At 61.4% G+C, this 21,089-nt stretch carries 18 protein-coding genes and 1 tRNA gene; 13 read left to right on the forward strand and 6 right to left on the reverse strand.

The window, feature by feature from the left end; translation table 11 throughout:
- Positions 1-27 precede the first annotated feature (27 nt).
- From B5527_RS18490 to B5527_RS18505, 4 genes are read left to right on the forward strand one after another with little or no spacing between them, the layout of a single operon-like run.
- Positions 28-1,773: an ArnT family glycosyltransferase gene (locus B5527_RS18490; protein WP_079602808.1), complete on the forward strand. Its 1,746-nt coding sequence runs from the start codon at positions 28-30 to the stop codon at positions 1,771-1,773.
- A gap of 1 nt (position 1,774) precedes the next feature.
- Complete coding sequence (locus B5527_RS18495) at positions 1,775-2,614, forward strand: phosphatase PAP2 family protein (protein ID WP_079602809.1); 840 nt, start codon at positions 1,775-1,777, stop codon at positions 2,612-2,614.
- A 57-nt stretch (positions 2,615-2,671) separates the two neighbouring features.
- Positions 2,672-3,427, forward strand: coding sequence for a glycosyltransferase family 2 protein (locus B5527_RS18500; protein ID WP_079602810.1), 756 nt, complete (start codon positions 2,672-2,674; stop codon positions 3,425-3,427).
- Complete coding sequence (locus B5527_RS18505) at positions 3,427-3,765, forward strand: lipid-A-disaccharide synthase N-terminal domain-containing protein (RefSeq protein WP_079602811.1); 339 nt, start codon at positions 3,427-3,429, stop codon at positions 3,763-3,765. The genes B5527_RS18500 and B5527_RS18505 overlap by 1 nt, the downstream gene beginning before the upstream one ends.
- A 308-nt stretch (positions 3,766-4,073) precedes the next feature.
- On the opposite strand, the gene B5527_RS18510 is transcribed toward B5527_RS18505, so the two are convergent.
- From B5527_RS18510 to metC, 3 genes are all read right to left on the reverse strand, one after another.
- The gene (locus tag B5527_RS18510; RefSeq protein ID WP_079602812.1) at positions 4,074-5,345 is read right to left on the reverse strand and encodes an IS701 family transposase; all 1,272 of its coding nucleotides are present in this window, start codon (positions 5,343-5,345) and stop codon (positions 4,074-4,076) included.
- A 224-nt stretch (positions 5,346-5,569) separates the two neighbouring features.
- Complete coding sequence (locus tag B5527_RS18515) at positions 5,570-6,880, reverse strand: TAXI family TRAP transporter solute-binding subunit (RefSeq protein ID WP_245332645.1); 1,311 nt, start codon at positions 6,878-6,880, stop codon at positions 5,570-5,572.
- A 227-nt stretch (positions 6,881-7,107) separates the two neighbouring features.
- Positions 7,108-8,301 (reverse strand): cystathionine beta-lyase, encoded by a 1,194-nt coding sequence (gene metC / locus B5527_RS18520; protein WP_079602814.1) that lies wholly within the window; start codon positions 8,299-8,301, stop codon positions 7,108-7,110.
- A 332-nt stretch (positions 8,302-8,633) separates the two neighbouring features.
- On the opposite strand from metC, the gene B5527_RS18525 reads away from it, so the two are divergent.
- The 6 genes from B5527_RS18525 to B5527_RS18550 all read left to right on the forward strand — a co-directional run bounded on the left by B5527_RS18525 (position 8,634) and on the right by B5527_RS18550 (position 15,843).
- Positions 8,634-9,650, forward strand: a complete 1,017-nt coding sequence (locus tag B5527_RS18525) for an amino acid ABC transporter substrate-binding protein (protein WP_079602815.1) — start codon at positions 8,634-8,636, stop codon at positions 9,648-9,650.
- A gap of 21 nt (positions 9,651-9,671) precedes the next feature.
- Positions 9,672-10,877, forward strand: a complete 1,206-nt coding sequence (locus B5527_RS18530) for an amino acid ABC transporter permease (protein WP_079602816.1) — start codon at positions 9,672-9,674, stop codon at positions 10,875-10,877.
- Positions 10,874-12,397, forward strand: coding sequence for an amino acid ABC transporter permease (locus B5527_RS18535; protein ID WP_079607364.1), 1,524 nt, complete (start codon positions 10,874-10,876; stop codon positions 12,395-12,397). Before B5527_RS18530 ends, B5527_RS18535 begins: the two co-directional genes overlap by 4 nt.
- A gap of 9 nt (positions 12,398-12,406) precedes the next feature.
- A complete protein-coding gene (locus B5527_RS18540) occupies positions 12,407-13,147 on the forward strand; it encodes an amino acid ABC transporter ATP-binding protein (protein WP_079602817.1) in 741 nt (246 codons plus the stop codon).
- A gap of 94 nt (positions 13,148-13,241) precedes the next feature.
- Entirely contained in the window at positions 13,242-15,167 is a 1,926-nt protein-coding gene (locus B5527_RS18545; protein ID WP_172842586.1) for a serine hydrolase domain-containing protein, read from the forward strand.
- Positions 15,168-15,315: 148 nt separating this feature from the next.
- Positions 15,316-15,843, forward strand: coding sequence for a DUF805 domain-containing protein (locus B5527_RS18550; RefSeq protein ID WP_079602819.1), 528 nt, complete (start codon positions 15,316-15,318; stop codon positions 15,841-15,843).
- Between the two features lie 28 nt (positions 15,844-15,871).
- On the opposite strand, the gene B5527_RS18555 is transcribed toward B5527_RS18550, so the two are convergent.
- Positions 15,872-16,912, reverse strand: a complete 1,041-nt coding sequence (locus tag B5527_RS18555; RefSeq protein WP_079602820.1) for a cysteine synthase A — start codon at positions 16,910-16,912, stop codon at positions 15,872-15,874.
- A 98-nt stretch (positions 16,913-17,010) separates the two neighbouring features.
- Complete coding sequence (locus B5527_RS18560) at positions 17,011-18,240, reverse strand: SAM-dependent methyltransferase (RefSeq protein ID WP_079607365.1); 1,230 nt, start codon at positions 18,238-18,240, stop codon at positions 17,011-17,013.
- Between the two features lie 266 nt (positions 18,241-18,506).
- Here B5527_RS18560 and B5527_RS47120 point away from each other — a divergent pair, with 266 nt between their 5' ends.
- The 3 genes from B5527_RS47120 (at position 18,507) to B5527_RS18575 (ending at position 19,654) form a co-directional block, all read left to right on the forward strand.
- Positions 18,507-18,635 (forward strand): hypothetical protein, encoded by a 129-nt coding sequence (locus B5527_RS47120; RefSeq protein WP_276329336.1) that lies wholly within the window; start codon positions 18,507-18,509, stop codon positions 18,633-18,635.
- A gap of 55 nt (positions 18,636-18,690) precedes the next feature.
- Entirely contained in the window at positions 18,691-19,422 is a 732-nt protein-coding gene (locus B5527_RS18570) for a tRNA-uridine aminocarboxypropyltransferase (RefSeq protein WP_079602822.1), read from the forward strand.
- A gap of 158 nt (positions 19,423-19,580) precedes the next feature.
- Positions 19,581-19,654 (forward strand) — tRNA-Cys (locus tag B5527_RS18575).
- A 1,053-nt stretch (positions 19,655-20,707) separates the two neighbouring features.
- Here the strand turns inward: B5527_RS18575 and B5527_RS18585 are convergent.
- On the reverse strand, positions 20,708-20,887 hold the full coding sequence (locus B5527_RS18585) for a hypothetical protein (RefSeq protein ID WP_079607366.1): 180 nt from the start codon (positions 20,885-20,887) through the stop codon (positions 20,708-20,710).
- Between the last annotated feature and the right edge of the window lie 202 nt (positions 20,888-21,089).

The following is a 21,089-nucleotide window of genomic DNA, read 5'->3' on the forward strand; positions in this document are numbered from 1 at the left end:
ATAGCGGTTTCAGCGTATGCGGAACCGATGACCGAGACCTATGCCCGCCCCCGATTTGGAGAGCCCCGCGAGCCCAAGCACCGGGTAAATCCGGGCAGCAGGCTGGCCGGCGCGCTCGATTTTGTTACCGCCAGCCATATCCGCGCGGTCGCCTTCCTGATCTTCTGTGGCCTGGTGCTCTTCCTGCCGGGATTTTTCAACATTCCGCCGATCGACCGCGACGAGGCGCGCTTTGCGCAGGCGACCAAGCAGATGGTCGAGAGTGGCGATCTGGTCGATATCCGTTTCCAGGATGAGGTGCGCTACAAGAAACCGGTCGGCATCTACTGGCTGCAGTCCGCCGCGGTCGAGACCGCATCGGCCTTGGGCTTGCCGCGGGCACAGGTCAGGATCTGGCTGTACCGTGTCCCGTCGCTGATCGGTGCGATCGGAGCGGTGCTGCTGACCTACTGGACCGCGCTCGCCTTCGTGACCCGGCGTGGCGCCATTCTCGCCGGGCTCATGTTGTGCAGTTCGGTCCTGCTCGGCGCCGAGGCGCGGCTGGCGAAGACCGACGCCATGCTGCTGCTGACCGTCGTCGCCGCGATGGGAGCGCTGGCGCGGGTGTATCTGTCCTGGCAGCGCGGCGAGGATCCCGAGCATCCGCCGTGGACCTGGCCGGCGATTTTCTGGACCGCGCTGGCCGGCGGCATCCTGCTCAAGGGACCGTTGATCCTGATGTTCGTCGTGTTGACGGTTGCCACGCTGGCGATCCTCGATCGCTCGGCGACATGGCTGTGGCGGCTGCGCCCCGTGTGGGGCCTGATGTGGATGCTGGTTCTGGTGCTGCCGTGGTTTGTTGCGATCTTCTGGCGCGCCGGGGATGCGTTTTTTGCCGATTCGATCGGCGGCGACATGTTGAGCAAGCTGGCGGCCCAGGAATCCCACGGCGCGCCGCCCGGAGCCTATCTGCTGCTGTTCTGGGTGACGTTCTGGCCGGGCGCGCCGCTGGCGGGCTTGGCGGCGCCGGCAGTGTGGCGGGCGAGGCGCGAGCCCGGCGCCCAGTTCCTGCTGGCGTGGCTGCTGCCGTCCTGGATCGTGTTCGAACTGGTGCTGACCAAGCTGCCGCATTACGTGCTGCCGCTGTATCCGGCAATCGCCATCCTGACGATTGGCGCGCTGGAGCGGCGCGTGCTGTCGCGATCATGGCTGACGATGCGCGGCGCCGCCTGGTGGTTCGTGGTTCCCGCGCTGACCTCGATCGTCGCCGTAATCGGCGCTATCACGCTGACGCGTCAGCCGGTGTTTCTGGCCTGGCCGTTCGTGGCGGCCGCGCTGATCTTTGGGCTGTTCGCTTGGTGGCTGTATGACGACAATCACGCCGAACGCTCACTGCTGAACGCCGTGGTCGCGGCGATGTTTCTGGCGGCCGCCATCTACGGCGTCGTGGTGCCGGCACTGACGCCCCTGTTTCCGAGCGCCGAAATCGCGCGCGCGCTACGCAACGTCGTCTGCGTCGGGCCGAAAGCCGCCGCCGCGGGTTTTCACGAGCCAAGCCTGGTGTTCATGACCGGCACCCAGACGCTGCTGACGGACGGATCGGGCGCCGCTGATTTCCTGGGCCAGGGCAGTTGCAGGTTCGCGCTGGTGGAAGCCCGCTCGGAACGCGGTTTCGCCCAGCGCGCCGAAGCCATCGGATTGCGCTACAATGTCGCCGCCCGCATCGACGGCTATAATATTTCGCAGGGCAGGGCGATTTCGATCGCGATCTTCCGCTCCGAAGGCACGGAGTAGGATGTCCGCCCGGGCCGGCGGTTCGTCGAATTATGTCTCGCAGGTTTTCGTCCTGGTGCGGCGCTCGGCGATCCAGCTTGTGCGCCCGCCGTCACACGCGCGGCGCGCCGAGGCGGCGCGAAGACTGGCGCGGCACTCGTTGCTGATAACGGCAATTCTCGGAGCCGCAATCGTCGCGCTGATGTTTGCGGTGGACGCCAGAGAGATCGGCCTGATGCCGCCGCGCGGCACCGCCAGTCTTTGGCCGGTTCGCATTCTGACCGACTTCGGCAAGGAGGCCTATGTGCAGGGGGCGCTGGCGGGGGCGTTGCTCATCATTGTGCTTGTTTCGCCGTTTTTGCCGGAAACACGAAAATCGCCGCTACTCCGCTTTGGCGCCCGCCTGCAGTTTGTATTTTTCGCCGTGCTGGTGCCGGTTCTCGCCGGCGAGGTCGTCAAATGGATCGCCGGGCGCGGCCGGCCATTCGTCGGAGGCAAGGCCAATGCCTTCAACTTCGAGCCCTTCGCCGGAACCGAGGCCTATGCCAGCTTTCCCTCCGCCCATGCCGTCACAAGCGTCGCGCTGGCGTTCGCCGTGGCCGCGGTTTGGCCCCGGGCGCGGCCAGTGATGATCGTCTATGCGATCCTGATCGCCACGAGCCGCCTGGTTCTCCTGGCCCATCATCCCAGCGACGTGGTCGCGGGGGCGTTGATCGGTTTGATCGGCGCGATGTCGGTACGATACTGGTTCGCCGCCCGCCGTCTGGGGTTCGCTATCCGTCGCGATGGCGAGATTGTGCCCCTCGCCGGATCCTCGCTGGGGCGCTTCAAAAGGGTTGCCCGCGGGGCGTCAGCCCCATAAGAAACGGACGCCGTAAACGCTGGATGCCGCGGTTCCGGCGGCGGGCCAACTCAAACGATGAGCGTTGATTTGCCTTCTTCTGACCCAGCGGCGGTGGCCGTTTCCATCGTTGTCCCCGTACGCAACGAAGCCGAGAATGTGAGCCCGCTGATCGCCGAGATCGCGAGCGCGCTCGACGGCCGATGGAATTATGAGATCATCTACGTCAATGACGGCTCGACCGATGCGACCGCCGAACGGCTTGCAGCGGTCATGAAGCAGCGTGCCAATCTGCGCCAGATCCGTCACGCGATATCGTCCGGTCAATCGGCGGCGGTGCGCAGCGGGGTCCGCGCGGCGCGCGGCGCCATCGTGGCGACCCTCGACGGCGACGGGCAAAACAATCCGGCATTCCTGCCGAATCTGATCGCGGCGATCGAGAGCGGCGGCGAGCGCGTCGGTCTGGCCGCCGGCCAGCGCGTCGGCCGCAAGGACACCGGCTTCAAGAAGATGCAGTCGCAGATCGCCAACGGCATACGCAACGGCATTCTGCACGACGGAACCCGCGACACCGGCTGCGGCCTGAAAGCGTTCCGGCGCGAGGTTTTCCTGATGCTGCCGTATTTCGACGGGCTGCATCGCTTTCTGCCGGCGCTGGTGCGCCGGGAGGGTTACGAGATCGCCTATGTCGAGGTGATCGATCGGCCACGCCGTTCCGGGGTGTCGAATTACGGCTTCTTCGATCGGCTGTGGATTGGAATCATCGATCTCGCCGGGGTGTGGTGGCTGATCCGCCGCAAGAAACCGACGCCTGTTGCGACCGAGGTGCAGTGATGTTGATCCAGTTCGGGCAGGACTTCAGCAATTATCTCTACGACGTTTTCATCGCCAAGTTCGATTTCTGGCTCGGCTTCGGTCTGGTCGCGCAACTGTTTTTCACGGCGCGCTTCCTGGTGCAGTGGATCTCGAGTGAGCGCGCCGGACGAAGCGTGGTGCCGATGGCGTTCTGGATTTTCTCGATGGGCGGCGGGTTGATGACGCTGGTCTACGGCATCGTCAAACGCGAGCCCGTGATCATCCTCGGACAGGCGTTGGCCACTATCATCTATGTCCGCAATATCATGCTGATCGTGAAGAATCGCGCGAGCGGATCGCAGACCTTGAATCGTTAGGGCACGTTCCAGTTCGGTGGCATCATCCTTCGAGACGCATCGCTTCGCGATGCTCCTCAGGATGAGGTCCGAGACCCTCATGGTGAGGAGCGCGGCAACGCCGCGCGTCTCGAACCATCAGGCCGGTTGGGTGCCTGATTGTGGTTCGATACAACTGGAAAATGCGTTAGTACTACTGTGTCATTTATCGGGTCTGCCTTGCATACGGTGCGTTGAGAGAGTGGCAGCAGGGACATCGTGGCAGGCGTTTAACGATGGCGTCGATGAGCCTACGGCGCATCGTTGCGATTGAGTTCGGGATGTGTCGCTCAGGCCGCAATGGAGGATCCTCTGGGTCGATAGCCGTCGGATACGACAATCTCCGGGAACAGCCGGGCGCTACGTAGTCCTGAGGGGGGAATCGTCTCCCGTTCGGAGATCAGGAACCCGTAGGTAGCGATGCACAGCGTGGCGTGATGATGAAAGCCTGGCCATCCTCGACCTTCAAAATGACCGAGACCGAGCTCTTGCTTGAGTTCCTGATAGTCACGCTCCACGCGCCAGCGCAGTTTGGCCGTGTCGACCAGATCGCGGAACGGAATGCTTTTTGGCAAGGTCGACAACCAGTATTTGGTCGGCGCATCCTCTCCCTCGGGCCATTCGATCAGCAGCCACTCTTTTGCCGGCTTCTCAGCCTGTTCATGGCTCGATGCAACGTGAACCCGTACGCGGGCAAACCGCGAGCGGAGCCGTGCATTCGTGCCCTCCCGCCATTCGATCGTATGCCATGCTTTCGCACGCAGCCCGAGGGCAAGCTCTTTGACCGAGATCGTATCAGGCGCATCCCGGCGGCCCTTCTTCGGGGCACGGCCCGGCCGTATGCCCGGCGCCCACACCAAGGTCTGCGGCTGTATAGCTGCCGCATAGGCCTTCCCGAGAGCTGTGATGCCGGCGCGCAGTTTGGAGTCGTGGCCGTAGCCCGCGTCCAATAGCACCACATCGCCAGGAAGGCCGGTCTCACAGGCCCAGTGGATGTGCTCAAGCGCTATCTCCGGCTTGGTCTTGAAGCAGATCTCTTCTGGCACCTTCGCCTTGAGCCGACGCGCCTCGTTCGAAGCCCAATCCTTCGTCAAATACAGCCGATAGGCCACAGGAAGGCTCGCCGCGTGGTTGGCAATCGACAACGATACGGCGACTTGGCAGTTCGCCTGCTTGCCAAGTTGTCCGCAGTATTGGTGCGCTACCCCAACCGAGTGCTGCCCCTTTTTGGGAATGCCCGTGTCGTCGATAATCCACGCCGTGATCGGTCCGCGCCGTTCAATCTGTGGCAACACCATCTCGCGAACCTTGGCCAGAACCACCTCGTCCGACCACGGCCCTTGGCCGACAAAATGCAGCAAGGACTGATGCTGTGCGCCCGTTCGATCCGGCGCTGTGATCGCCGCCATCGGCTCAACGCTCTTGCGTGCTTCCGACACAATTAGGCCCGTGCAATAGTCGCGCAACGGGCCTGCCCGATCTGCGTGGCCGATCACGCTGACAAGACTCTCGATATACCGCGTAAAACGCGCTTGAACACCCTTCGCTTCCCGAAGAGCCATCCCAACCTCCTGTTTCTCAATGGGAAGCTCTACGTTAAGTGATTCTCAAATCAGACGGCCGCGACCTTCTGACTCAGTAGTATTAGCCGCTATCGGCCCGCGGCCGGCGCCGATAGCGCCGCCACATCGCTCTCGGCGTTCTGGTGTGCGGGTAGTTCGCCGGCGGCATCGAATACCGGATACCCCCGCGCCCCCTGGGCCATCGGATCAAAAGCGCGCAGCGCTTATCCGGCGCGCACGCGAGGCAAACTGGATGCGGTTTCGCCGATCGCGGCCCTTCTGTCCACGACAGCGTGATGAAATTGTTCGAGCACAAGGCCAAAGGCGGACAGATCCGCTTCGTCTATCGCTCCGTCTTCGTAGCAATCGAGGGTTTCACGGAGGATGTCGTCTGCTTCACATTGCAACGCATCCAGTTCATCGACGGAATCGATTTTTCGCACCAGTGCGATCGTGGCCAGCAGCTTTTCCCGGTGTAGCGTATTCAACTTTCGTTCGTCGCGCTTCATATAGTGGCGCAACCCGGCGCTGCCCGAACCGACGACGGAAAGAAGCAGAACCACGCCCCAGATGTAGTCGCTGTATTTATCCATGAAGGTTCGTTCGGTGCCGTCAATGTAGGCTGCTGCTCCGGGATGTGCGGGCAGCGCGGCATCCTTGTCCGTGTCGGGCTTCTCGATTTTCGCCGCGTTCGGCATCTCTCTTGCGAGCGAGGTGCGAACGGCGAATAGCTGCCGGATAAACGCTCCGGCGGCGTTGTCAGACAGGGACTTCGGGGCAACGATCAGGTGATTGACCCCTACCGTCTCAATCGTGTCATCGGGTCGGGCGGGCGATGAAGTGAAGGAACTGCCGGGAATTTCCTCGGATTCGTAGAGCGGGTGCTTCGAAGCGATCGTCTCCGAAACGTCGATCGGAAGAAAGGTTGGTTCGCCCCTGACACGAGCGGTCGAGATGATTGCATCCGAGGTAATCTTGCTATCGAGCGGCCCCACCGTCATGAACGCATCGATGGTTGGATCGCGCAGCATTTCCCCGATCTGGTTGGTGCCAAATAGCGAGATTTCCACCTTGTCTGGGCTGACACCCGATTCCTTCAGGATCACTCGGAGCAATGTGGCGTTGACTTCCGTCCGGCCGACCACGCCGACGCGGTGCCCTGCGAGATCGTCGATCCCCTTGATTTTTGGTTTGGCTTCCTTCCTGGATGTCTTCCGCGAAAGGCCGGGAGCCGACCACAGGACCACAACGTTCTTGCGCAAGATCGCGACGGACTCCGTACCATCAGGCATTTCCTCATCGCCACGAACCACGGCGAGATCGGTTTTGCGGGTTCCGAGCAGTGCAGCGCTATCGACCGGGCCGGCAGTCGTGATCACGGAGAGCCGAACCGGACTTCCTTCAAGGGCAAAGGACTGCGCCAACGCCTGTATCAGTTTCTGGTCGTCGCTCCCCGATGGGCCCACCGCAATTCGCAGGGTTGTCGGTCGTAATACAAGAAAGGCAGCACCGACAATGGCCGCGAAGATCAGCAACCCGGCTGCCAGGAGCAGAAACGGCGAACTTTTGTTTTTCCGCCTCCGAAGCGACAAGTCCGGCGCGCCGTTCGATCCGTCTGATGAGGACATTGTTGCTGCCGAGCTACAAAGGACCGGTCGTGGACTTCAGGATAGCACGCTTATCGGTCCGGGTCATGACTGATCGGGAGATCCCCGAACACCGATCGGTTGGCGCAACGACGACGGACGCCGCTGAACCAATCCTAAGCGGCGTTGAAGGCCGCAAACCCGCGTTCCAGATCGGCTTTGAGATCGTCGACATTTTCCAGTCCGATATGGAGCCTTAAGGTCGGGCCGCCCGGTGACCACTTGGTGGCCGTGCGGTAGGGCTCGCAGTCGAAGGGAATGACGAGGCTCTCGAAGCCGCCCCACGAATAGCCCATTCCGAACAATTTGACGGTATCGAGCAAGGCATCGACCGCCTTCTGCGGCGCAGGCTTCAGAACGATGCTGAACAGGCCGGAGGCACCGGTAAAATCCCGTTTCCAGATCGCATGGCCCGGATCGCTTTCCAGGGCAGGGTGCAACACCCTGGTCACCTCGGGCCGCGCCGCGAGCCATCGCGCCATCTCGAGCCCGGACCGGTGGTGTTGCGCGAGCCGCACCGCAAGCGTGCGCAGACCGCGCAGCGCTAGAAATACATCGTCCGGCCCGGCACAGATTCCCAATAGCTGGATCGCTTCCGATATCAGCGGCCATGCCCTGGCGTTTGCGGAAATGGTTCCGAACATGATGTCGGAATGTCCGCCGATATATTTGGTGGCGGCCTGCATGCTGATATCGACGCCTTGATCGAGCGAGCGGTGATAGAGCGGCGTCGCCCAGGTGTTGTCGTCGATGACAAGCGCGCCGCGCTCATGCGCGACGGAAGCGATCAAGGGAATGTCCGGCATTTCGAAGGTTTGCGAACCGGGCGCTTCGACCAGCACCGCCCTGGTGTTCGGCTTGAACAGTTCGGCGATGCCCGGGCCGATCAACGGATCGAAATAAGTCGTCGCGACGCCGTAACGGGAAAGCAGGCCTTCACAAAAATTGCGGGTCGGCCGGTAGGCATTGTCGCAGACCAGGAGATGATCGCCTGATTTCAGCACCGCAAGCAGCGCCGTGCTGATCGCCGACAGGCCCGAGGGCGCAAGGCCAACGCCGGCGCATTGTGGGCCTTCGAGCGCCATCAGCGCCTGCTGCAGCGCCTTGGTGGTCGGGGTTCCGCGGCGGCCGTACTGATACTCGCCGCGATGGGCGTGCAGATCTTCGGCCGTCGGATAAAGCACCGTGGATCCATGGACCACCGGGGGATTAACGAATCCCTTTTGCGCCTTGGTGTCGCGGCCGGCGGTCACCAGCGTGGTTTCCGCCTTCAGCGGCTGCGATGGTTCGTTATTGTCTGAAGAATTCATACGTCCGCTGCTCTCGAATGACTTTTTGCCGCAGCCGCGGTTGGCTGGAAACCTCGCCGGACGGCGGGTTCGGGCTGGGTTTGTTACTAACAGGACACAGAAGACGGTCGTCAACCCCTTGACCCGGATCGCCAGTCGTTCTGTGATGCGCGGGAAGTTATTCCGTCGCTGCACGTTGAGGGGCCTGCCGCGATCTTCGATCCATCGCTGACCGGACTGCGCGTTAGGCTGCCTTGTCAGACTGGCGTTGGCGGCAGTGGATCACAGGGTTGGCCCGTCGGCGTCCGCGATGGTAAGCAAACGTTCCCGGACGACCCTTGAAAGGCTTTTTCATGAAACGCGTATCACTGGTTTTCGCCCTCGCTTTCGCCGCCGGTCTTTCGATCCAAGCCGCGTCAGCGCAAACGCTGAAGACGGTCAAGGACCGGGGCATGTTATCCTGCGGCGTGAGCCAAGGCTTGCCGGGCTTTTCGTCCCCCGACGACAAGGGCAACTGGACCGGGCTCGATGTCGATGTCTGTCGCGCGGTGGCCGCCGCGATCTTCGACGACCCGACCAAGGTCAAGTTCGTGCCGTTGTCGGCCAAGGATCGCTTCACGGCGCTGCAGAGCGGCGAAATCGACGTGCTTTCGCGCAATACGACCTGGACGCTTTCCCGCGACACCTCGCTCGGCGCCAATTTCACCGGCGTGACCTATTATGACGGTCAGGGTTTTCTGGTGAAAAAATCCCTGAAGGTCAATTCGGCGCTGGAGTTGAACAGCGCGTCCGTCTGCGTGCAGACCGGCACCACCACGGAACAGAATCTGGCCGACTATTTCAAAAGCAACAACATGAAGTATGAGGTGATCGCATTCGGCAGCGCCGACGAAACCATCAAGGCCTATGAGTCCGGGCGCTGCGACGTCTTCACCTCTGACGTATCGCAGCTCTATGCCGAGCGTCTGAAGCTTTCGAATCCGGCCGATCATGCCGTGCTTCCGGAGGTGATCTCGAAAGAGCCGCTCGGCCCGATGGTGCGCCACGGCGACGATCAATGGTTTGATCTCGTGAAGTGGACACTGTTTGCGATGGTTGACGCCGAAGAGCTCGGCATTACCCAAAAGAACGTCGACGACATGGCGAAATCGGACAAGCCGGAGCTCAAGCGCGTATTCGGAACCGACGGCAATCTCGGCGAACAGCTCGGGGTCACCAAGGACTGGGTGTCGCGGATCGTGAAGGCCGTCGGCAACTATGGCGAAGCCTTCGACCGCAACGTCGGCGCCGGCTCGAAGCTCGGAATTGCCCGCGGGCTCAATCAGCTCTGGAACAAGGGCGGCATTCAATACGCGCCGCCGATTCGCTGATCGCGGCAAGCGGCCGCGGCGATGAACACCGAGCCCCGAACACCGCCGCCGCAGTTTGTCGCCAAATTGCGGCGCGCGCTCGGGGGACGTGCGGGCTGGGGCGGATTTGTCCTCCAGATTTTGTTCGTCGCCGTGCTCGCCTGGATTGGCTATGAAATCGTCGCCAACGCCCGAGTCAATTTGGAGTCGCAGCGGATCACGTCCGGCTTCGGGTTCCTGTCGAATACGGCAGGTTTTGACGTCAGCCAAAACCTGATTCCGTATTCCGGATCCGACACCTATACCCGCGTGTTTTTCGTGGGCCTGGTCAATACGCTTGTGGTCGCGGTCATCGGCATCTTCTTCGCGACCGTGATCGGATTTATCGTAGCCCTTGGCCGCCTGTCGCCGAATTGGCTGCTGTCGCGGATCTCCGGCGGCTATGTCGAACTGGTGCGCAACCTGCCGGTGCTGTTTCAGATCTTGTTCTGGTATCTCGCCGTGCTCGGCGCGTTGCCCGGTCCGCGGCAAAGCATTTCGCTGTTCGGCAGCATATTTCTCTCAAACCGCGGCCTGGTCATTCCAAGGCCTGTTCCCCAGGCGGGGCTGGAAGCCGTGGCGGTCGCTCTGCTGATTGCGATTATCGCTTCACTGCTGCTGCGGACTTACGCGCGACGGCAACTGTTTCAGACCGGCAAGCTGTTGACGATTTGGCCCTATATCGTTGGCCTGCTGATTGGATTGCCGCTGGTTGCGTCACTGGTCTTCGGTGCGCCGGTCAGTTTTGAAATACCCGAACTCAAGGGATTCAATTTTTCCGGCGGCTCGCGCGTCATTCCGGAATTCGTGGCGCTGACGCTGGCGCTTTCGACGTATACCGCCGCCTTCATCGCCGAAATCGTGCGGGCCGGAATCCAGTCGGTTCACAAGGGACAGATGGAAGCCGGCGCATCGCTCGGCCTGACGCGCGGTTTGAGCTTGCGGCTGATCGTGGTGCCGCAGGCCTTGCGCGTCATCCTGCCGCCGCTGACCAACCAGTATCTCAATCTCACCAAGAACTCGTCGTTGGCGGTGGCGATCGGATATCCCGACCTGGTCTCTGTGTTCGCCGGCACGACGCTCAGCCAGACCGGCCAGGCGATTGAAATCATCGCCATCACCATGGGCGTCTATCTGCTGATTTCGCTCGTGACCAGCGCGATCATGAGCTTCTACGGATGGCGGATCGGCCGGAGCATGGGGACATGAGCGAGATAGCCGCCTCGTCCTTCGTCCGGCAGGAACTCATGCCCGAGCGGCCGGCGCCGATCAAGACCACCGGCTTTATCGGCTTCCTGCGCACCCGGCTGTTCAATTCTCCGACCAATATCCTGCTCACCATCGTCAGCATCCTCCTGCTGTGGTTTACCGTTGTTCCCGCCGTAAAATTTCTGCTGGTCGACGCGGTCTGGCACGGGACCGACCGCGATGCCTGTCTTGCCGAACATGCGGGACACGTAGTCGGCGCGTGCTGGCCTTATGTGGCGGCGAAATTCACCCAATTCATCTACGGATTTTATCCTGAACCCGAGCGATGGCGGGTCAATCTGACCTTTCTCCTGGCGGCGGTGCTGCTGCTGCCCCTGTTGATTCCGCGTCTTCCCGCCAAGGGCGCCAATGCCGCGCTGTTCTTCATCGCCTTTCCCGTGGTTGCGTTTTTCCTGCTGCATGGCGGCGGGCTGAAAGGCTTCGGCATTAGCTGGACGGCCAGCCTTTTATCGGGGTTTGTCGACAGCATCGGTGATGCCGGCCGCCAGCTTGCAAGCGCGGGCGAGGCAACGGCGGTCATCGGACCGCTGCTAACGCTGCTGGGCAAGCTTGTGGTGCTGCTGAGCACCGCCATTTCCTTCGTGATCTGGCCGCTGGTCTGGCTTCGCGATCAGATCCAGGCGACCTCACGCCCGGTGTGGGCCGACTTCGCGGCGTCAGCCGTGATCGTCTCGGTGCTGCTGTTCGCCCTGAATGGCGGTTTCCGCACCGGATGGCGTTCCCTTGTCATCAGCCTGATCGTGTTCGCCGGCATTGGCGTGGTGATATCAGCGATGGGTCTCGATCGCGGCGGATTGCCTTTGGTCGATACCCGGCTGTGGGGCGGTCTTCTGGTGACGCTGGTGGTCGCTGTCACCGGCATCGTTGCCTCGATGCCGGTCGGTATCGCCCTGGCACTGGGCCGGCGGGCGACGATTCCATTGATCCGGATTTTTTCGATTACGTTTATCGAACTCTGGCGCGGCGTCCCGCTGATTACGGTGCTGTTTTTCGCGACCTACATGCTGCCGCTGTTCATGCCCGGAAATTTCACCATCGATGGCCTGGTTCGCGTCCTGATCGGCGTCGCGCTGTTTTCCGGCGCCTATAATGCGGAAGTGATCCGCGGCGGCCTGCAGGCGGTCCCGCGCGGGCAGGGCGAGGCCGCCAGCGCGCTCGGCCTTTCCTGGTGGAAAACCACGGCGCTGATCGTGATGCCGCAGGCCTTGCGCCATGTCATTCCCGGCCTCGTCAACAGCTTCATCGCCCTGTTCAAGGACACTTCCCTGGTGTCGATCGTGGCGCTGTTCGATCTGCTGGGTTCATTGCGGGCGTCGTTCTCCGATCCGAACTGGGCGACGCCGACGACCTTGTTCACGGGATTTGCATTCACCGGAATGATCTACTTCACCTTCTGTTTTGGCATGTCGCGCTATTCGCTGTTCGTCGAGAACAGGCTGAACGCCCACCGCCGTAGCTGAGTACTGACCATGACCGAGAACTCGATCGTCAACATTGCCGGCCTCAACAAATGGTTCGGCGATTTTCACGTGCTGCGCGACATCAACCTCGACGTCGGCAAGGGCGAGCGCATCGTGATCTGCGGCCCGTCGGGGTCGGGCAAATCGACCCTGATCCGCTGCATCAACGCGCTGGAGGAATTCCAGGAAGGCGAGATCGTCGTCGACAGCATCGAATTGGGACCGAATTTGCGGCGCGTGGATGAGGTGCGGCGCGAGGTCGGCATGGTGTTCCAGAGTTTCAACCTGTTTCCGCATTTGACCGTGCTGGAGAACTGCACGCTGGCGCCGATCTGGGTGCGCAACATCCCGAAGAAGGACGCCGAAGCCGCCGCCATGAAATATCTGGAACGGGTGAAGATCCCGCACCAGGCCAATAAATTTCCCGGCCAGATGTCGGGCGGTCAGCAGCAGCGCGTCGCGATCGCCCGCGCGCTGACCATGAACCCGAAGGTCATGCTATTCGACGAGCCGACCTCGGCGCTGGATCCCGAGATGGTCAAGGAAGTGCTCGATACCATGGTCGACCTCGCCAATGAGGGCATGACCATGCTGGTGGTCACTCACGAAATGGGATTTGCCCGCGAAGTGGCCGATCGCATCGTGTTCATGGACGAAGGCCAAATTATCGAGATGAACACGCCTTCGAATTTCTTCGCCGACGCGCAGCACGCGCGCACCAGGTTGTTTCTCAGTCAGATATTGCGGTAGGTCAGACGAACAGCGCGAACAGGGGATCGCGAATAGAGAATCGAGAAATTTTCATTCGCTACCCGTCATGGGGATTTTCTCTCGGGGATTTTCCATGAACTCCCTTCATGTCACCGGCTTCTTGCGCCTCGCTTTCTCGATCGTTTTCGCCTGGATGGTTTTTGCCACAGGCGCCGACGCAGCGGTGCGGCAGACACAGCTTGAGCTGACAGCGGCCAACATCGCCAGCGTGGTCGATCCGCTGATGGCGGAGTGGATCGGCAAGCACCAGGGCCCTGGTGCCGTTGTCGTGGTGGTGACGCGCGATGGCCCGGTTTTCGCCAAGGGCTATGGTTTTTCGGACATCGGTGCCAAAAAGCCGTTCACGGCCGATGCGACGCTGGTGCGGCCAGGATCAATCTCGAAGCTATTCACCGGCATCGCCGTCATGCAGCTCGTGGACGCAGGCCGGCTCGATCTCGACCGCGACGTCAACGGTTACATCGACTTCGCCATTCCGACGCCACAGGGCGGCGTTCCCGTCACGCTGCGCCGGCTGTTGACGCATCGGGCCGGTTTCGAGGAACATGCGAAAGGATTGTTCTCGAGAAACCGCGAGCCTGAACCGCTCGGGCGTTGGCTCGCGAAAAATCTGCCGCAGCGTCTGTTTCCCAACGGCGATGTCGAGGCCTATTCCAATTATGGAATCGCGCTCGCCGGCTATATCGTCGAACGCGTTTCGGGTGAGCCCTACGCCTCCTATATTCAGCGGCATATTCTGGATCCGCTCGGTATGAGCCACTCGACATTCCAGCAGCCGTTGCCGGACGATCTCGAGCCGCTGATGGCAAAAGGTTACCGCAGATCCGACAAGCCGCCGCTGCCGTTTTTCGAGACCATCGCCGCCGCGCCGGCCGGTGCGCTTTCGGCGACAGGCGAGGACATGGGCCGGTTCATCCGCGCGCTGATGAATGGCGGCGAACTCGATGGCGTTCGCATCCTGCCCAAGGTGCTGCTTGACCAAATGATGGCGCCGGGCAACGCGACATCGGCCGGATACCTCGGTCTCGTGTTCCTCGGAACCAAAATCGCGGGCCATGACTCGATCGGGCATGACGGCGAAACCATGACGTTCTTCAGCGAGTTGAGGTTTTTCCCCGAGCAGGGCGTCGGAATTTTTGTATCACGCGACGGAATTGGAGAAATCAAGAATTCCAGCGAGATGCCCCGTCCTGTGGCGGCCATTGCCCGACGTTTTCTGCCCAGGGCGACGGAATGGGAAGATGCGGGCGCCGCCAGCTTTCCGAGCGCGGAGCGTGTGGCCGGCATCTATCAGACGAGCAGGCGCAGCGAGTCGTCCTTTGTCAGATTATCCGCACTGCTGGCGCAGATTGTCGTCAAGGTCGACGGGGACGGGCATGTGCGAGCGTTATCTGCGATCTGGCCGTTCGGTAATGGCGCGCCCTGGAAGCGCGTTCAGCGCGATCTCTACGAAGGGCCAGGCGCGCGCTTCGCCTTTGTCGATGACGGCGGCTCCAATTCGTACCTGGCCACGCCGGCTTTTCGTCTGCAGCGCGTGCCCTGGTCGCTCGATCTGCGCTGGATCGCGCCGGCGCTGGTTGCGAGCACGGCGGTCGTACTGCTGACGTTGCTGGGTTGGCCGGTCGCTGCGTTATGGCGTTACCGGCGCAAGCGGCGATGGAGCGAGGGCAGGGGCGACCAAAGCAACTTTCTCGCCGTCAGGCTGGTCGTGCTGGTCGATGCGGCCGTCATTGGCGCTACCGCGGTGCTTTTTGCCATGAGTTCAGACTTCACCATTTTCAATGACGGTCTCGATCCCTGGCTGCTGGCGCTCTATGCCTTCGCGTGGCTCGGCGTGTTCGGCGCGGTGCTGACGCTGGCGGCGGCCGCCAGGTTCTGGCGCCACGGCATCGGCAGCCGATGGTCGCGTATCCATCACACGCTGATTGCCGCCAGCAGCGTGATGATCGCGTGGTTTTTCCTGACATTCCATATCGCTGGGACGACGCTGAGTTATTAAGCCCGTTGAATGCGGCCTTGTCAGTGTCCGCCGCAGGCCGATTTTGGAAATCAGCGAAAGCAATTGGAAACCATAGAGCGGCCGGACCGAAGCCCGTTCACCGCGCGGAAAGCAGTTTGTGCGCAGTTGGCGTAAAGGAGGTGCGCCAATGTTGGGTTTCCTGTTCGGCTTCAACGCCCGGCTCGGCCGGATGCATTATTTCCTGGCCACCATTGCCCTGGCCATCGTCATGACCGCCATCTGTTTTGTGATTGCCGGTTCGATATTTCACGGCACTCCAAGGGGAATGCTTAACCCCGCGAGCCTGATGACGTGGCCGGTGATATGGGCCGGGGTGTTTTTTGCCTGGATGACGTTCACACTGCAGTCGATGCGCGTCAGGGATATCGGGTGGGACCCGGTCTGCGTCATTCCGGCGTGGATCGCGATTCTCATCGTCGATCATGTTGTCGCCGGCAAAATCCCGGCGTGGTCGCTCGGGCAAGAGCATGGCGGGACGATCGTCGGCGCGCTGACCAACCTGGGACTTTTGCTGGCGTTGATGTTTTGGCCGAGCGGCGACTACGAAAGTCCTGGGTTTGACGCGCCGCGCGGCAACCCTTCACGAAACACGGACGCAGCCGCCGAACGCATCGCGCGTGCGACCGGGGCAGGATTCGGCCGGCGAGCCTTTTGAAATCGGCGCACCCGCCGCGTCCGCGCGATCACACCTTTTCGAACGGCAGATCAATCTTGCTGTGCCGCTCCATCCATTCCGGCACCGGCAGGTTTTTCGAGCGCATGAACTCCGGATTGAACAGTTTCGACTGATAGCGATTGCCGGAGTCGCACAGAATGGTCACGATGGTCTTGCCCGGTCCAAGCTGCTTGGCGAGCCGGATGGCGCCGGCCACATTGATTCCGGTCGAGCCGCCGAGGCAAAGACCTTCGTGCTCGAGCAGTTCATAGATCACGGTGACGGCTTCCTCGTCCGGAATCAGGAAGGCGTCGTCGACTTCGGCTGTCTCGATCACGGGCGTGACGCGCCCAAGACCGATGCCTTCGGTGATCGAATCGCCTGGCGTCGATTTGGCCTTGCCGTGCTTGAACAGTTCGTACATCGCGAAGCCATGCGGATCGGCGCAGGCGACCACGATGCCCTTGTTCTTCTCCTTCAGAGCCCGGCTGGTGCCGGCGAGCGTGCCGCCGGTGCCGACCGAGCAGATGAAGCCGTCGATCTTGCCGCCGGTCTGCTGCCAGATCTCCGGGCCGGTCGACTCGTAATGCGCCTTGGCGTTGTCGAGATTGTTCCACTGATCGGCGAACAGCACGCCATTGGGTTCGGTCTTGCGCAGCTGTTCGGCGAGTCTTTTTCCGACATGCTGGTAATTATTCGGATTGGAGTAGGGCAGCGCCGGCACTTCGATCAGTTCGGCGCCGCACAGCCGCAGCATGTCCTTCTTTTCCTGGCTCTGTGTTTCCGGGATCAGGATCAAGGTCCGGTAACCGCGCGCGTTTGCAACGACAGCAAGGCCGATGCCGGTATTGCCGGCGGTCGCTTCAACCACGAGGCCGCCGGGCTTGAGGTCACCGCGCTTCTCGGCTTCCAGGATCATCCATTTGCCGGCGCGATCCTTCACCGACTGGCCCGGATTCATGAACTCGGCCTTGCCGAGAATGGTGCAGCCGGTTTGCTCGGAAGCCCGCGTCAGCTTGATGAGCGGCGTATTGCCGATCGCTTCGACGACGTCGTTGTTGATGCTCATGCGCGAATTCTTGCCAGTCTGTTGCCGAATATGCCAACGACCCTAGAGCGCGATCGGCCAAAGTGGAAGCCGTTTTGCGTGCGATTCGCGCGCTGCGACTATTTCGCCTTCGCGAACACGACCTGGCGCACGTCGATATTCCCTGACAGGAAACCGGCCTCGCAATAAGCGAGGTAGTATTCCCACAGCCGCCGGAACCGGTCGTCGAAGCCTGATGGCATCAGGTTCGGCCATGCGGCGCGGAAATTATTTCGCCAGATGGCGAGCGTCCTGGCATAATCTTGCCCGAAAATGCGTTCGCGGATAACGGGAACGCCGAACCGCTCGCCGAGCGCTTTCAGCACTTGCGGCGAGGGCAGCATGCCCCCGGGAAAAACGTAGCGCTGGATGAAATCGACTTCGCGTCGATAGGTCTGGAACAGGCTGTCCTGGATGGTGATGGCCTGAATGCCGGCGAGCCCGCCGGGCAGCAGCCGGTCGCGCAACTGTGAAAAATATCGCGGCCAGAACTGCTCGCCGACCGCCTCGATCATCTCGATCGAGGCGATGCGGTCGTAACGGTCGCGCTCGTCGCGATAGTCCTGCAGCCTGATCTCGACCTGATCACTGAGCCCGGCCTGCTGGATCCGCGCCTGCGCAAAATCGCGCTGCTCCTTGCTGATCGTGAGCCCGACGACTTTTGCGCCAAAGACCTTGGCGGCATATTCCGCAAAGGCTCCCCAACCGCATCCGATCTCCAGCAGTTTCTGGCCGGGCTGCAGATCGATCGCTTCGGCGAGCCGGCGGTACTTGTTGTTTTGCGCCGCCGTCAGATCCGGGGTGTGATCCTCGAACAGGGCCGAGGAATAGGTCATGCTGGGATCGAGCCAGGCCGAATAAAACGCGTTGCCGATATCGTAATGCGCATAGATGTTGCGGCGCGCCTGCCGCCTGGTGTTGCGGTTGAACCAGTGGCGGACGATCTGGGCGAAGCGCATCAGCGGCTTGTCGCCGAGCATGGCCTGAATGAGGTCGTGGTTGACGCAGAATAAATAGAGAAACTGCGTCAGGTCGGGCGTGTCCCATTCGCCGTGTAGATAGGCCTCGGCTATGCCGATGTCGCCGCCGTTGAGAAGCCGCGCCGCAAAGCCGTAATTGTAAAGCGTCATGGCCGCCGACGGGCCCGGCTCGAGGCCGCCCAGCCTGATCCGGCGGCCGTCGGGCAGCGTGACCTCGAGCGTGCCGCGCCGCAGCCTTGAGCCGAAGCCAAGCGCCAACCGAACCAGGCGGGGCAGGTCGGCAAGCAGTTTTTCGACATTTTCGGGGGTTACGGGGATCAATGCAGACATGTACAGACCCATCAAGAGATGCGGCTCTGTGTCCGAGCTTCGCGGGGGCCGGCTTACTTCGGATCCGACCTTCACTGGACCAGAGCGCTGTCCCGCGACCCGGGCTCTCGCCCGGCGGCAGATAACGCCGCCCCACTATAATCTTTGCAATCGCCGGTCGCCAAGCCGGTATTGAATGACGGTGTCTGCCCGTCGAAGGTCAGGATGCCGCGAAACAACCACAGGGCGACGCGCATTCCCGCCCCATCATTGATGTGCGAGATGCGGTGCACTGCACTCAGGATTGCCGCACCTCCGGAGTCTCGCAGATCCTGACGCTGTATACCGAGCCGGTAATCTATCTCCTGATCGACCGGCTGCGGCGGCGATTGGAGCCCGCGGCTCCGGCGGAATAAGCCCGGATGCCCCTGCGTTGTTGAAGCGCACCGCCTTGGGGCGTATAGCGGGCGGATGTCGAAACAAACCGAACCTGACACCGGCGTCGCCGAGGCGATACCGGACTGTCCGAGCTGCCACAAGCCGTTGCCGCTGTGCATCTGCGACAGCATTGAGCCGATCGAGAGCCGGATTTCGCTGTTGATCCTGCAGCATCCGCAGGAGCAGGACAGGGCGCTCGGCACCGCGCGGCTGACCGCGCTGCACTTCAAGAATGCGGTCCTTAGAATCGGATTGTCGTGGCCGAGCCTGTCCAAGGCGCTGGGACGGCCGGTCGCCGACCCCTCACGCTGGGCGGTGCTTTATCTCGGTTCCGCGAAAGTCGCCGACCTCGAAACGTCAAGCGATATCGTTGCGATCAACCGCAAGGGCGAGATTGAGGATAACCAGCGCGCCATCCTCAGGGATATCGAAGGCGTCGTGCTGCTCGACGGCACCTGGAGCCAGGCCAAGGCGCTGTGGTGGCGTAACGCCTGGATGCTGAAATGCCAGCGCGTCATCCTCGGCCCGGCGCGACCGTCGCGCTACGGCCAGTTGCGTCGCGAGCCGCGCCGCGACGGCCTGTCCACCATCGAGGCGGCGGCGATGTTGCTCGGCAGCCTCGAAAAGCGGCCCGATATCGCCGAGACGCTGCACTCAAGTTTCGAGCGGATGCTGGCGAAATACCGCGAGGCGCAAAGCGTGATGCCGGAGCTCGCGCCGAAGCCGAAACCCAAGCGCGATTATCGCCGCCGCAAACGCGCCTGAAACCGGCGTTTTCAAGCGAAGCGGGCACCTGTTTGCGTGAAGAAAATCCGTCAAATGAGGGACGAGGGCCTCGGTTCTGAATTCTACCAGAAGCGAATGGGCTCGAGTCGCCTCGGTTGCCTATCCCCAGCAGGGCGTATATGAGATCGCTCTTATGGGGCCACGTGGCGGAGTGGTTACGCAACGGTCTGCAAAACCGTGTACACCAGTTCAATTCTGGTCGTGGCCTCCAACGTCATCCCATTGAATTCACAAAGTTATTTTATTCGCCATCCGTCCCGTCGAGTTGCCTCGGAACCGTTTGCTTCCGATTTTGCACGCTGACTTCGGCTCGGTATCCGCTGTCACACCGGCATTCTCGGGCATACCCGGAAAGACTTGCCTGTGGCGGCTGGGCGGAAAATCTGCGCGTGGTCTCTTACGGCAGAAAGGCGCCCTCGAGCTGGCCTAGCCATCTGCGGTCACCCACTTCGCGGGCCTTGAAACGTTCAACGCACGTCTTTGAGCACACCGCATTTCGCCAGGTGTAGTACCGGATGAGACCAAACTTTCCGTCGCAGACGGCACAGCGCTTTGCTGCGCCATTCTGAAGACGTTGCGAACTATTGCGCATTTTCGCCTCCTGTGGACTTCGCACGGTTGGTGCTGCATGAGCACCACCTTTTGCCGTCGCACTTCGCGCACGCGTGAAGCGCGGCTCTCGGAAACGCAATTGGCCTTTCAGGTCTCGTGGCGCATGGGGAACGCGGAATACCGGGAGGTCGAGATGTAAAAGCTCCACAAGATTCACTACAACGCCGAATGCGTGAAATTGATCTAGGTCGATGATCCGCCGGCACCACTAAAATGAATTTTAGACTAGCGTTGGGGATTTCAGGGAACCGTTGGCTGGCCTGCAATCGGGTTTTGTCGCAAGGCGCTCCGCTTTGATCTCAATCAAACGGAAAACGCGGCGGAAACGCATTCTCGACGCATAGTAGGGGGGCGATCATGATGCCGAGATAAACGTCGGCCATTCTCAGACTGGAATTTGGTTTGGAGTTCACGTTGGAGTTGCGGATGATCGCACGCGAGGGCATGTTGCGAATCCGTCACAGCCGAGCGGCGCGGATTTCATTTCGCAACCCACGATGCGTACCCGGCCACATCGATCTCAACGCTGAGTGCTCGGGACGGCGGCCAGCGAACTGCAGAATCGTGTCGGCCAGTTCACCTGGCCGCTATCAATGCAACCCGGCTGTTGTGCCGATTATTCGAGAGACCGCCGCAAGTTCAGCAACGCCCCTCAGCAGACGGCGTGCCAGCCTTGGGGAAAGGGAATGAGCGGCCAAGCCAGCTGGTTGTCGTTGACGGCCCGCGGCGGCTCATTGAAGGTAAGTTGGCAGGGCAAGAAATCCTCCTCGGGAGCGGGCGCAATCGCCGTTCTCACGGCATCCAGCAATAGGTCGAATTCAACTTCACTCATCGCGCTCTCCCACGTTCGAGAGCGCACCATCTCAAAAGTCTTTTGGTTTCAGATTGAACGGATCGATCAAATTGTATCGATCTGCCGTTCGCGGCTGACGTGGTTACCGAAGTCTTGAGCTCGCGCCAAACTAGACCGGTCCGGCCGCGGCCAAATGTGAGAAAAATCACATTTGGCGAATAATTTTTCTCGTATTCGCCTG

This window comes from Bradyrhizobium erythrophlei (assembly GCF_900129425.1).
Lineage (GTDB): Bacteria > Pseudomonadota > Alphaproteobacteria > Rhizobiales > Xanthobacteraceae > Bradyrhizobium > Bradyrhizobium erythrophlei_C.

Bases quoted from the DNA above. Each gene is read 5' to 3' on its own strand.
- B5527_RS18545 (WP_172842586.1), top strand. From the start codon at position 13,242: ATGAACTCCCTTCATGTCACCGGCTTCTTGCGCCTCGCTTTCTCGATC.
- B5527_RS18560 (WP_079607365.1), bottom strand. From the start codon at position 18,240: ATGTCTGCATTGATCCCCGTAACCCCCGAAAATGTCGAAAAACTGCTT.
- metC (WP_079602814.1), bottom strand. From the start codon at position 8,301: ATGAATTCTTCAGACAATAACGAACCATCGCAGCCGCTGAAGGCGGAA.
- B5527_RS18505 (WP_079602811.1), top strand. From the start codon at position 3,427: ATGTTGATCCAGTTCGGGCAGGACTTCAGCAATTATCTCTACGACGTT.
- B5527_RS18570 (WP_079602822.1), top strand. From the start codon at position 18,691: ATGTCGAAACAAACCGAACCTGACACCGGCGTCGCCGAGGCGATACCG.
- B5527_RS18550 (WP_079602819.1), top strand. From the start codon at position 15,316: ATGTTGGGTTTCCTGTTCGGCTTCAACGCCCGGCTCGGCCGGATGCAT.
- B5527_RS18535 (WP_079607364.1), top strand. From the start codon at position 10,874: ATGAGCGAGATAGCCGCCTCGTCCTTCGTCCGGCAGGAACTCATGCCC.
- B5527_RS18510 (WP_079602812.1), bottom strand. From the start codon at position 5,345: ATGGCTCTTCGGGAAGCGAAGGGTGTTCAAGCGCGTTTTACGCGGTAT.
- B5527_RS18525 (WP_079602815.1), top strand. From the start codon at position 8,634: ATGAAACGCGTATCACTGGTTTTCGCCCTCGCTTTCGCCGCCGGTCTT.
- B5527_RS18555 (WP_079602820.1), bottom strand. From the start codon at position 16,912: ATGAGCATCAACAACGACGTCGTCGAAGCGATCGGCAATACGCCGCTC.
- B5527_RS18530 (WP_079602816.1), top strand. From the start codon at position 9,672: ATGAACACCGAGCCCCGAACACCGCCGCCGCAGTTTGTCGCCAAATTG.
- B5527_RS18500 (WP_079602810.1), top strand. From the start codon at position 2,672: ATGAGCGTTGATTTGCCTTCTTCTGACCCAGCGGCGGTGGCCGTTTCC.
- B5527_RS18490 (WP_079602808.1), top strand. From the start codon at position 28: ATGACCGAGACCTATGCCCGCCCCCGATTTGGAGAGCCCCGCGAGCCC.
- B5527_RS18495 (WP_079602809.1), top strand. From the start codon at position 1,775: ATGTCCGCCCGGGCCGGCGGTTCGTCGAATTATGTCTCGCAGGTTTTC.
- B5527_RS18585 (WP_079607366.1), bottom strand. From the start codon at position 20,887: ATGAGTGAAGTTGAATTCGACCTATTGCTGGATGCCGTGAGAACGGCG.
- B5527_RS18540 (WP_079602817.1), top strand. From the start codon at position 12,407: ATGACCGAGAACTCGATCGTCAACATTGCCGGCCTCAACAAATGGTTC.